9 protein-coding genes are annotated in these 11,425 nt (G+C 28.8%); 3 read left to right on the top strand and 6 right to left on the bottom strand.

Features of this window, described 5'->3' with window-relative positions; all coding sequences use genetic code 11:
* Window positions 1-653 (top strand): IS110 family transposase (locus L3J60_RS09170; protein WP_291975202.1); only part of this gene is annotated, 653 nt, incomplete at its 5' end.
* Window positions 654-759: 106 nt separating this feature from the next.
* On the opposite strand, the gene L3J60_RS09165 is transcribed toward L3J60_RS09170, so the two are convergent.
* The 6 genes from L3J60_RS09165 to L3J60_RS09140 form a co-directional block, all read right to left on the bottom strand.
* The gene (locus L3J60_RS09165; protein ID WP_291975201.1) at window positions 760-2,529 is read right to left on the bottom strand and encodes a VWA domain-containing protein; all 1,770 of its coding nucleotides are present in this window, start codon (window positions 2,527-2,529) and stop codon (window positions 760-762) included.
* An 87-nt stretch (window positions 2,530-2,616) separates the two neighbouring features.
* Complete coding sequence (locus L3J60_RS09160) at window positions 2,617-3,393, bottom strand: CbbQ/NirQ/NorQ/GpvN family protein (protein WP_291975200.1); 777 nt, start codon at window positions 3,391-3,393, stop codon at window positions 2,617-2,619.
* A gap of 96 nt (window positions 3,394-3,489) precedes the next feature.
* Complete coding sequence (locus L3J60_RS09155) at window positions 3,490-4,827, bottom strand: cbb3-type cytochrome c oxidase subunit I (protein WP_291975199.1); 1,338 nt, start codon at window positions 4,825-4,827, stop codon at window positions 3,490-3,492.
* Window positions 4,828-4,838: 11 nt separating this feature from the next.
* Window positions 4,839-5,300: a cytochrome c gene (locus L3J60_RS09150; protein ID WP_291975198.1), complete on the bottom strand. Its 462-nt coding sequence runs from the start codon at window positions 5,298-5,300 to the stop codon at window positions 4,839-4,841.
* 135 nt (window positions 5,301-5,435) lie between these two features.
* The gene (locus L3J60_RS09145; protein WP_291975197.1) at window positions 5,436-5,885 is read right to left on the bottom strand and encodes an Rrf2 family transcriptional regulator; all 450 of its coding nucleotides are present in this window, start codon (window positions 5,883-5,885) and stop codon (window positions 5,436-5,438) included.
* Window positions 5,886-5,941: 56 nt separating this feature from the next.
* Window positions 5,942-7,318: a tryptophanase gene (locus L3J60_RS09140; RefSeq protein ID WP_291975196.1), complete on the bottom strand. Its 1,377-nt coding sequence runs from the start codon at window positions 7,316-7,318 to the stop codon at window positions 5,942-5,944.
* A 378-nt stretch (window positions 7,319-7,696) separates the two neighbouring features.
* Between L3J60_RS09140 and ccsA the strand changes: the two genes are divergently transcribed.
* Window positions 7,697-10,816: a cytochrome c biogenesis protein CcsA gene (gene ccsA / locus L3J60_RS09135; RefSeq protein WP_291975195.1), complete on the top strand. Its 3,120-nt coding sequence runs from the start codon at window positions 7,697-7,699 to the stop codon at window positions 10,814-10,816.
* 40 nt (window positions 10,817-10,856) lie between these two features.
* Entirely contained in the window at window positions 10,857-11,372 is a 516-nt protein-coding gene (locus L3J60_RS09130; RefSeq protein ID WP_291975194.1) for a DUF2892 domain-containing protein, read from the top strand.
* The last annotated feature ends 53 nt before the right edge of the window (window positions 11,373-11,425 follow it).

Raw genomic sequence — 11,425 nt, 5'->3', positions numbered from 1 at the left:
ATGAAATCAAACCTTCCAAGTTGCCGTCAATAGCTATTAGTAAAATAAAAAGACTCCTTACATTAAGAGAGCGTCTTGTGAAACAAAGAGCTGGACATAAATCCATCATCAAGGAACAAAAGAGAATTTACATTAGAAAAGAGAATAAACTCTTATTTGAAACTCAAGAAAAAGCGATAAAATTTCTGACAAAACAAATTCAGAATATTGAGATGGAAATGAAACAAATTATTAAGACTAATCAAAAATTAAATCAGCAATATAAATTAGTTGTTAGTGTAAAAGGTATTGGTAATCAAACTGCACTTTTTATGATTGTTACTACAAATGGTTTTACAAAATTTAAAACATGGAGAAAATATGCCTCTTATTGTGGAATTGCTCCATTTCCAAATGCTTCTGGAACAAGCATAAGAGGAAGAACTAAAGTAAGTAACTTAGCTAATAAAAAACTTAAATCCCTTTTTGATTTATGTGCTAAATCTGCGATCCAAAATAACCCAGAAATGAAAATCTATTATCACAAAAGAGTAGAACAAGGAAAAAATAAAATGAGTACTATTAACATTATTAGATGTAAATTAATGGCAAGAGCTTTTGCTGCTGTTAATAGACAAACACCCTATGTGAACACTTTAAAATTTGTTGCTTAAATAAACGAAATTTTATTTGGTACTGTCATAGAATACAGGCAGGCTCAGCATGACGTTGTTTTTTATGATTACTAATTACGGATATACAAACTTAAAGCATTCTATTTTAAGATTGATATTTTATTTTCTCATATAATTTTACAAGTGATTTCAACATTTCTACAGGTGTTGTTAAAATTTGGTAGTGATTTTGTCCAAACATTTGTGGTAAATAATATTTAGCTTGTGCTTCAATAGCTAAAGCATACGAATTTATTTGGCGTTCATTTAGTTCTCGTAAGGCTTGTTTTACATCATTTATTCCATATTTTCCTTCGTATTTATCATAATCGTTTGGCTTACCATCTGAAATTAAAATAACCCATTTGTTTTTAGTATCGCGTTTATCTAACATAGCTCCTGAATGTCGTAAAGCTGCACCAATTCGTGTATAGCCACTTGGTTCAACTGCACCAACTTTTAGTTTTGCTTTATTCCAATCATCATCAAAATCTTTTATGGTAATGTATGTTGAATGGTTTCTTGTTTTTGAGTAAAAGCAATCTATTGAAAAATCTATATTAAACTCATTTAAAATTTCGCCAAATAATATGGAAACTTGTTTTTCAACATCAATAACTCTATTTCCTCCTGCATAACCATCACTAGATAAACTAATATCCAGCAATAATAAAATAGATAAATCTTTTTCTTTTTTTCTTTTAGAAAGATATATTTTTTCTGAAGGAGTATGTCCAGAGTGTACATCAACAAACAAATCGGTTATGGCATCAATATCAAATTCTTCGCCTTGTGTTTGTCTGCGTTGTTGTTGTAGTTTATTATTAACTGAAGCCATTAATTTACGCAATCCAATTAGAGTAGATTTATTTTTAGTGATGGTTTTTTTATAATAAGCACTATCACTTTTTAGCAACGTTTTTGGATATAGTTTACAAAAATTTTCTTTATATCTTCGTTTAGCATAGTTCCATTCATCATACAAAATATGATATCCGGTACTATCACTTTCTGCACTTTCCGAAACTGTTGTGTTTTCAATAAAATCTGCCTGATATACAGAGTGTGCAACATCATCCACACGAACGGTATATTTCATATTTAATTCATCTAAAGCATTTTCGTGATCTTTTAAATCGTCATCACCATCCATATCTCTCCAATTTCCACCAAACTCATCGGCGGTTTCAACTTTTTCAAATTGATGTTGCGTGGTAGCATCTTCACGTTGTTTTTCATCAACTTGTACTGAAATTATTTCTTCAACTGCTTTTGATTTTAAAATAGTTTTTGGTTTTTCTTCTTTTCCTTTTTTTATTTTATCTGTAAAATTTTTAAGTTTATTCTTCGAATCTTCTTCCGGATTATTACGCATCCATTTCCCATAAATAAACGTGAAGTCTGCTTCAGAGTTTTTCTTTATATTTTCTGAATAAAATTGAATAAATTTTTTGTGCTGTTTTTTAGTAATAGGAAATTGTTCAAATAACATTTCTAAAACCTCTGAAGAAGTTTCACTTGCTTTTTGCTGAGATTCAAACAATTCATGTTCTTGATTATCGTTCCAATTTAAATTTAAATTTTTTTGAATAGATAAGTATAATATTCTGAATAAATAAAAAGATATATTTTCATCAATTGTAGGTAATTCAGAAAATTTAGATGGCAAAAAAAAGTTATTATTTTTATAGCCGCCTTCTCTTTCCGCCTCAAATATTTCAATAGCGTTGCCCGTTATAGCTCTTGCAAAAATGGTTAATCTTGACTTTATATCAATTAAATTAACCACATTAACTTTACTTTCTTGCTTTTTACGTTTACGCCTTTTAAAGTAATAAGCTAGTTTGGTAAAGATATATTCATCGGGTTCAAACATTGTTTTAAAGTATTGAGAATTGAGACGTTAGTAATTAGAAAATTATATTAAAACTTAAATACTCACTGCTCAATTCTAACATCTAATTTATATCATTAAATTACACAAATCTTTTAAGGCTTCTACAACTTCAATATCATCGGTTAAAGGTTCAACAATGGCTACCTCTACTGAAAGGCGTTTTGGTAATCCGCTATAAATTAATTTTGCTGCATCTACCAATAAACGTGTTGATACGGTTTCTGTTAAACCAAGCTCAGTTAAATTTCTAATTTTAGTTGCAATATTGACTAATTTTTTTGCTATTTCAATTTTAATTTCAGTTTCATTTACTAAGATTTCTGCTTCAATTTTGGGTTCAGGATAATTAAAAGAGGTTGCTATAAATCGTTGTCTGGTTGATGGTTTTAACTCTTTAAATCCTTTTTGATATCCTGGATTAAAAGAAGCTACCAACATGAAATCTTTGTGGGCTTTTAAGGTGATTCCTAATTTATCAATAAATAATTCTCGCCTATGATCAGTTAAAGAATGAATTGCCACAATTACATCTGGTCTTGCTTCGGCTATTTCATCTAAATAAATAATTGCACCTTCTTTAATTGCTGTTGTAAGCGGTCCATCAAGCCAAATAGTTTCAGCACCTTTAATAATATACCGACCTATTAAATCGGTTGATGAAGTTTCTTCGTGACAGCTTATGGTTATTAATTTTTTATTTAATTTATGAGCCATAAACTCTATAAACCTAGATTTTCCTGTTCCTGTAGGTCCTTTTAATAAAAATGGAATTTTATTTTTATATGAATGTTCAAAAACATCAATTTCTTTACTTATAGCTCTATAATATGGCGTATTATTCATTTTTATATTTTAACTTTTATATTAAAAAAACAAAGCTACTTAATTAAAAATTATAAAAAATTTATTAAGTAGCCTTGACAATCAATCAAAAATATTTTATTCTTTTATTTCTAAAGCTTCATCAGTTGGAGTACCATATTTAATAAAGTCTATCAAGAAAAGTATAATTCCTGTTGCAAAAAACGTTGCACAAATTATTAATACTATAAAATGAATTTCTATTTGTTTTTGAACCACCATAAAATCCATTTTCATTATTCGTTCTAAATATACTTGTACAACTCCTGCAACACCAAAAGCCACTGTCATCCCTATCATTCCTATATTTGATAACCAAAATGCTATTCTACCTCTAGTACTATCATATAATTTTCTTCCAGTCATATTAGGTAAAGTATAACTTATAATTGCAAAAACAATCATAGCATAAGCACCCCAAAATGCAAGGTGGGCATGCATTGCGGTAACTAAAGTTCCGTGAGTATAAATATTAGTTTGTGGTAATGTATGTGCAAAACCTAATAAGCCAGCTCCAACAAATGATACTATTGCAGCACCTAATGTCCAATACAATGCTATTTTATTTGGATGTTTTTTTTCTCCTTTTCTATACATATTTACTGCAAACAATGCCATTGCTAAAAATGCTAATGGTTCTAATGCAGAGAATATACCTCCTACAATTAACCAAATTTTATTTACTCCTATATAATAGTAATGGTGACCTGTACCTAAAATACCAGATAGAAATGTTAGTCCAACAATTACATATAACCATTTTTCAATAACCTCTCTATCAACACCTGTTAATTTTATTAATAAGAAAGATAAAATACCTCCCATTATTAATTCCCAAACACCTTCAACCCATAGGTGAACTACCCACCATCTAAAAAAGGAATCTAACACTTGGCTGTCAAAGAAAATCATACCTGGCAAATACAATAATGCTGCAAATAATAAGCCCATAGAAAGTACTAGAGCTGTAGTTGTTTTTCTTTTGCCCTTAAATAGTGTTATAAGAATTAATGCCATAAATAATAAGACATTTACAACTACTAAATAATCTAAAGGTCTTGGTATTTCTAAAAATTTACGTCCTTCCCAAATATTAAAATGAAAACCTATAATAGCAGCAACAGCAACTACGGCTAAACTTATTAATTGTACATACGCTAATTTAACACTTACCAATTCGCGTTGTGCTTCTTCTGGAATAATATAATATGCTGCCCCCATAAAACCAGATAGCAACCAAACTACCAACAGATTAAGATGAACTGCTTTTGCCGTGTTAAAAGGAATAATACTATGTAACCCATCATATCCTGCGTGGGCAAAGCCCATAATGAATCCATACACAATTTGTAATACTAATAATAGCATTGAAAAGGCAAAAAACCAATATGCTACTTTTTGTGATTTATATTTCATAATACTTTTATTTAGTTTTTAATTTTTCCTTTTGCTAATGGAGAGACTACGGTTCCAAATCCGTTTAAATCTATTTTGCCAATCCATTTAAAAAAGGCCACTACATCACTAGCTTCAGCATCGGTCATTCCATAAGCTACCATTTTTCTTCCGTGAGGTTGCCAAGGTCCTTTAGACATTAAAATACTTTTAATAGCTGCCTCACCATTTCCATCATAACGTTGGTTTAAACGATCAACAACTTTAGTTAATTCTGGAGCATAATATCCTCCTTCTCCTAGAAGAGTATGACACCCCATACAGTTGTTTTTTTCCCATATTTTTTTCCCTTTAATTACTGATGCAGTAATATTTTCGGAATGCGATTGATCTTGAGCTGGACTTAGAGAATAAATAGTTAACCCTATAAATATCAGGAATGTAACTAATGTTCCGCCTAAGAAAAAAGCCCTTGCTTGTTTTTTAGATAACATGTTTATTAAGTTTAATTAGTAAAATTTTCATTAAATAAAAAGACCTTATTATCTTTTATTATATGTTACGAATATATATATTATTATTTAGCTAATATATGATATTTATCAGATTTCTTATAATGCTGTTATTTATCAATCTAAATCTAAATGCTTTAAAGTAAGAAACCTTCCATTATCAGCTACTTCTTTTGAAAATTCTAAAATAGATTTATCTCTAAATTTTCCTAAAATACTTTTTTTAAATGGTTCTACAATAAAATGAACTGGGCATGGATTTTCTCCGTCACACTCATTTAATCCTAAAAAACATTCATTTAATTTATGTAATCCATCAATATTTTCAATAATATCACAAACTGTTTTATCTCCATTTTTTTTAGTAATATAAAACCCTCCATTTGGACCTTTAACCGATGAAATTATTTTAGCATGAACTAATTGTTGAAATAGCTTTGCTAAAAACGGACTTGGAACATCTATGGCATCTGCTATCTTTTTAACACTCATCTTTTTTTCTTTGCTTGCATGCTCTGCTAAATATAGTGTGGATAGTATTGCATACTTACTTGCTCTTGATAACATATGGTTAGTTTGAAAATTTGATTTTCACAAATCTACTAAATAAAGATTAAAAGATATTATATTTTTTTAAACTTAGCCGTAAAATGTCTCATAATAGGTGCTTCATCTACAATTATATAACCAGATTTTGCTTCTTTTCTAGTATCGTAAATTTTTTCTAAAACTGCTGCTATATATTCCATATGATTATGGGTATAGGTTCTTCTTGGAATTGCTAAACGAACTAATTCCAAATCAGGATATCTATTTTCACGAGTTACAGGATCTCTATCTGCTAAAACTGTTCCTATTTCAACACCTCTAATTCCGCCAACTACATAAATTTCAATGGCTAATGCTTGTGCTCTATATTCTTCTCTTGGAATGGTTGGTACAAATTTATTAGCATCTAAAAATATAGCATGGCCACCAATTGGCTGTTGAACAGGTACGCCATATTCAACTAATTTTTGACCTAAATATGCAACTTGCTCTACTCTACTTTCTAAATAATCAAATTCAGTAGCTTCATCTAATCCTTGAGCTAAAGCTCCCATATCTCGTCCATTCATCCCTCCATAGGTAATAAAACCTTCAAACATAATGGTATAAACGGTAGCTTGTTTAAATATTTCTTCACTATTTAAAGCTATAAATCCACCCATATTTACCAAACCATCTTTTTTGGCACTCATAGTCATTCCATCTCCATAAGAAAATAATTCCTTAGCAATTTCCTTTATTGTTTTATTTTTATATCCTTTTTCTCTTTTTTTGATAAAATAGGCGTTTTCAGCAAAACGTGCCGAATCAAAAATTAACAGAGTATTGTATTTTTTACAAATTTTTGAAACTTCTTTAACGTTTTCAATAGATACTGGTTGACCGCCTGAGCTATTACAGGTAATGGTTAAAATAACAAAAGGAATTTTTTCAGTAGGATATTTATCAAAAACATTTTGCAATTTATTAATGTCTACATTTCCTTTAAATGGATGAATAATTGATGTATCAAAAGCTTCATCAATAGTACAATCAATAGCGGTTGCTTTTCTAAATTCAATGTGACCTTTAGTGGTGTCAAAATGTGAGTTGCCTGGCACAATATCACCTTCTTTTACTAAGGTTGAAAATAATACATTTTCTGCTGCTCTTCCTTGGTGAACTGGTAAAAAATAGGTGAATCCTGTAATTCTTTTAACAGTATCTTTAAGTTTTTTAAAAGATCGTGATCCGGCATAACTTTCATCACCAATCATAATCTCAGCCCATTGTTTATCGCTCATAGAACCCGTTCCTGAATCAGTTAATAAATCGATAAAAACGTTATCTGAGGCTAAGTTAAAAAGGTTGTAATTCGCTTCTTTTATCCATTTTAAACGTTGCTCTTTTGTAGATCGTTTTATTTGTTCTATTACTTTTATTTTATATGGTTCAGCATATGGTAAATCCATAATTCTATATTTTTTAAGTTAATTTTAATTGAAATAAATGTGAAATAAATCTTTATTGAGAAATACAATTAATTATCAAAGCATTCAGGACACTTTATAAGCATGTATTGGTAGAAATAGTTTTTATAAAAACTTAAATTATTCATAAGATTAATTGGTTTTCAAAATTACAAAATTTCTTTGGTTAGTGATAATTTTTAGTCAAAATTCACACTTTTTGAAATATGACTTTAATCATATTTTGTAACTAAAGTTACTTTTATATTTGCAACTATAACTTTTAACAAAAAAAATATTTAAAGCTAAAATAACAGTAGTTTTATGACATTTATCATTATTTTTGCGAAATACTTTTTTTGAAATCCTAATTTTATCAAAATGAATAAAATTTTATCCTTACTATATTCTACCAAATTAACAGCCATTTTATTTATTGTTTTTGCAACTTCTATGGGAATTGCAACTTTTATTGAAAATGATTTTGGTACAGAAACTGCAAGAGCTTTGGTTTACAATGCTTGGTGGTTTGAAGGAATTATGCTCTTTTTTGTTGTTAATTTTTTTGGTAATATTTTCAAATACAAATTATATAAAAAAGAAAAATTAGTAACCTTATCTTTTCATTTAGCATTTATTTTTATTTTAATTGGAGCAGGAATAACAAGATATATTAGTTTTGAAGGTGTTATGCCAATTAAAGAAGGAGAAGTTAGTAATACTTTTTTTTCTGAATCAAATTATATCAGTGTTTATGTCGATAATGGAAAGGTTCAAAAAGTTCCAAAATTCGACAAAATTCTATTATCATCTATAACTGATAACCATTATACTTACACCACCAAATTTAAAGACAAAGATGTTTCCATTAGATTAATTAAGTACATTCCACATGCTACAACCGTTTTTGAAAATTCCCCAAATGGAGCAACTTACTTGAAATTTGTTGAATCTAGCAATGGAGGAAGACATGATCATTATATTAAACAAGGGACTTCTGAAGTTATTCATGGCTCTGCTATTGGTTTTGATACTCCATCTGAAAACACTATCAATTTTAAATATATTGATGGAAAACTAAAAATTAAGTCCGTAGAAAATGGAACGTTTTTTAGAATGGCAGATAAATTTAATGGAAATATTGTAAAAGATTCTTTACAAGATTTCTCAATACTAGCTGTTCATAATATTGGTAATTTACAGTTTGTTATACCACAATTACCGATTAAAGGAACTTATAAAACAGTTTCTGGAGGTGAAAAATCGAATAACTTATCACAACTTACTTTTAAGGTTTCTGTTGACAATAAAACTCGTGATATTACCGTAAAAGGCGGTAAATATAGTATTCAACGCCCTACATCTTTTACTGTTGATGGATTAAACTTTAAGATAGCTTATGGAGCTAGGCAATTTAAATTACCATTTAGTATTAAATTAAGAGATTTCCAACTAGATAAGTACCCAGGCTCCCAAAGTCCAATGTCTTACGCCAGTGAAGTAACGGTTATCAGTCCAGAAAAAACTTTTGATTTTAGAATTTTTATGAATCACATATTAAACTATAAAGGTTATAAATTTTTCCAATCTAGTTACGATATTACACCACAATATGAAGAAACTAGGTTATCTGTTAATCATGATTTTTGGGGAACCACCATTACTTATATTGGGTACTTTTTATTGTATGCTGGTCTTATTTTAATCTTTTTTATGAAAAACACTCGTTTTGATGATTTACGAAAAAATTTAAGAAAATTGCAATCCAAAAAAGTAACTGTTCTTTTATTAGCATTCTTAGCAACTTCATCTTTTACATTTTCTCAAAACAATCCACATGTAATTACCAATCAACAAATAGATTCTGCTTTAGTTACAACTACCGTATCAAAAGAACATGCTGCAAAATTTAGTAAGCTAATTATTCAGGATTTAGGTGGAAGAATGAAACCTGTAGATACCTATTCTTCTCAATTATTGAGAAAAATAAGCAAACATGATACTTTTAAAGATATGAACTCAGATCAAGTGTTTTTATCTATTCAACTCATGCCAAGAATTTGGTTTCAAGTTCCAATCATTTATTTAGAACGAGGTGATACTAAATTAAGAGATGTTATTGGGGTGCCACACAATCAAAAATACGCTTCAATTGCCGACTTTTTCACAGCAAAAGGACAATACAAATTAGCAAAACTCCAACAAAAAGCTAGTAAAACAAATATTAAAGGAAAGTTTGAAAAAGATATTATTAATGTCGATAAAAGAATTAATCTATTTTATTCGGCTTTAATGGGTGATGTTTTACGAATATTTCCAGTTCCAAATGATCCTACTAACAAATGGGTATCACAAAATGAATTGAAAATTACTAATTATAAAGGGAAAGATTCTATTTTTGCACGTCAATTATTACCTGTTTACTTACAATCATTATCAAATGACATAAAAACTAAAAATTATTCTAATTCTGATGAAATCTTAGGCGGACTTATAAAATTTCAAAAGAAATACGGTAAAAAAGTCTATCCAACCGATAAAAAAATAAATTTAGAAATAGCCTATAATAAATATGATGTATTTAAAAAACTATTTAGCTACTATATGTACATTGGAACATTACTATTCTTCCTAGTAATTATTCAAATTTTTAGCAAAAGTAAAATTGTTGATTATCTAATAAAACTAAGTATTGCCATTATTATCATATTATTTTTAATGCACACAGGAGGTTTAATTGCAAGATGGATGATTAGTGGACACGCACCATGGAGTAATGCCTATGAATCTATGATTTATGTAGGATGGGCAACCATGTTTTTCGGCTTAGTATTTGGTCGAAAGTCATCTATGACCATTGCTGCAACAGCATTTTTAACGGCATTTATTTTAATGATTGCACATTGGAATTGGATGGATCCTGAAATTGCAAACTTAGTTCCTGTTTTAAATTCATATTGGTTAATGATTCACGTAGCCATTATTGTTGCCAGTTACGGCCCATTTGGTTTAGGAATGATATTAGGAATAATTTCATTATTACTTATGATTTTAACCACTGAAAAAAACAAAAAACAATTAAACTCAAAAATTAAGGAACTAACTATTATCAATGAAATGGCATTAACTGTTGGTTTAGTTATGATAACTGTTGGTAACTTTTTAGGTGGAATGTGGGCAAATGAAAGTTGGGGACGTTATTGGGGTTGGGATCCAAAAGAAACTTGGGCGTTAATTAGTATTATGGTTTATGCTTTTGTATTACATATACGATTAGTACCTGGTTTAAGAAGCAGGTTTACATTCAATTTATTTTCAGTTGCAGCCTTTGCGTCTATTTTATTCACCTATTTTGGAGTTAATTTCTATTTAGCTGGTTTGCATTCCTATGCTAGTGGTGATAAAGCAATAACACCATCATTTGTATATTATACTATGACAATTTTTACAATAATTGCAATTGCTGCTTATTATAAATTCAAAAAATATTATAAAAAATAAGTGCAAAATTGTAACTTTGCAAACCTAAAAAATTATTAAAATGTATAATAAGTATATAAAACTTGTAATTGCCGCTGCAATTTTAGTATGGTCTGTTTTTCAATTTATAGAAACTAATATTATGAATGGAATTTCATTAGTATTATTTGCTGGAATTTTTGTGCTACTTTACTTTAAAAATGAATTTATACTTTTATCATTTTGGCAATTGAGAAAACAAAATTTTACAGGAGCTGATAAATGGCTAAACAAAATTAAAAATCCTGAGACTGCTTTAGTAAAAAAACAAGAAGGATATTATAATTTTTTAAAAGGAATTATGTTATCACAAACCAATATTACTAAAGCTGAAAAGTTTTTTAAAAAAGCTTTAAAGTTAGGATTAAATATGGATCATGATATTGCAATGGCAAAACTTCAATTAGCAGGAATTGCGATGACTAAAAGAAGGAAACGTGAAGCAACTATGCTAATAAGTGAAGCTAAAAAATTAGATACTCAAGGTGTTTTAACAGAACAAATTAAAATGTTGAAACAACAAATGAAAAAAGTATAATTGGATCTTATCTAAAATATAGAATAAACGTTCTAAAAAGTAAGTTTTACGTC

Source organism: Lutibacter sp., from assembly GCF_021647475.1.
Taxonomy (GTDB): Bacteria; Bacteroidota; Bacteroidia; order Flavobacteriales; family Flavobacteriaceae; genus Lutibacter.
Note: the sequence above shows the minus strand (reverse complement) of the source record. Positions and strands in the feature narration are given on the sequence as shown.

Coding starts and splice junctions, on each gene's coding strand:
- L3J60_RS09165 (WP_291975201.1), bottom strand. CDS start 2,529: ATGTTTGAACCCGATGAATATATCTTTACCAAACTAGCTTATTACTTT.
- L3J60_RS09160 (WP_291975200.1), bottom strand. CDS start 3,393: ATGAATAATACGCCATATTATAGAGCTATAAGTAAAGAAATTGATGTT.
- L3J60_RS09155 (WP_291975199.1), bottom strand. CDS start 4,827: ATGAAATATAAATCACAAAAAGTAGCATATTGGTTTTTTGCCTTTTCA.
- L3J60_RS09150 (WP_291975198.1), bottom strand. CDS start 5,300: ATGTTATCTAAAAAACAAGCAAGGGCTTTTTTCTTAGGCGGAACATTA.
- L3J60_RS09145 (WP_291975197.1), bottom strand. CDS start 5,885: ATGTTATCAAGAGCAAGTAAGTATGCAATACTATCCACACTATATTTA.
- L3J60_RS09140 (WP_291975196.1), bottom strand. CDS start 7,318: ATGGATTTACCATATGCTGAACCATATAAAATAAAAGTAATAGAACAA.
- ccsA (WP_291975195.1), top strand. CDS start 7,697: ATGAATAAAATTTTATCCTTACTATATTCTACCAAATTAACAGCCATT.
- L3J60_RS09130 (WP_291975194.1), top strand. CDS start 10,857: ATGTATAATAAGTATATAAAACTTGTAATTGCCGCTGCAATTTTAGTA.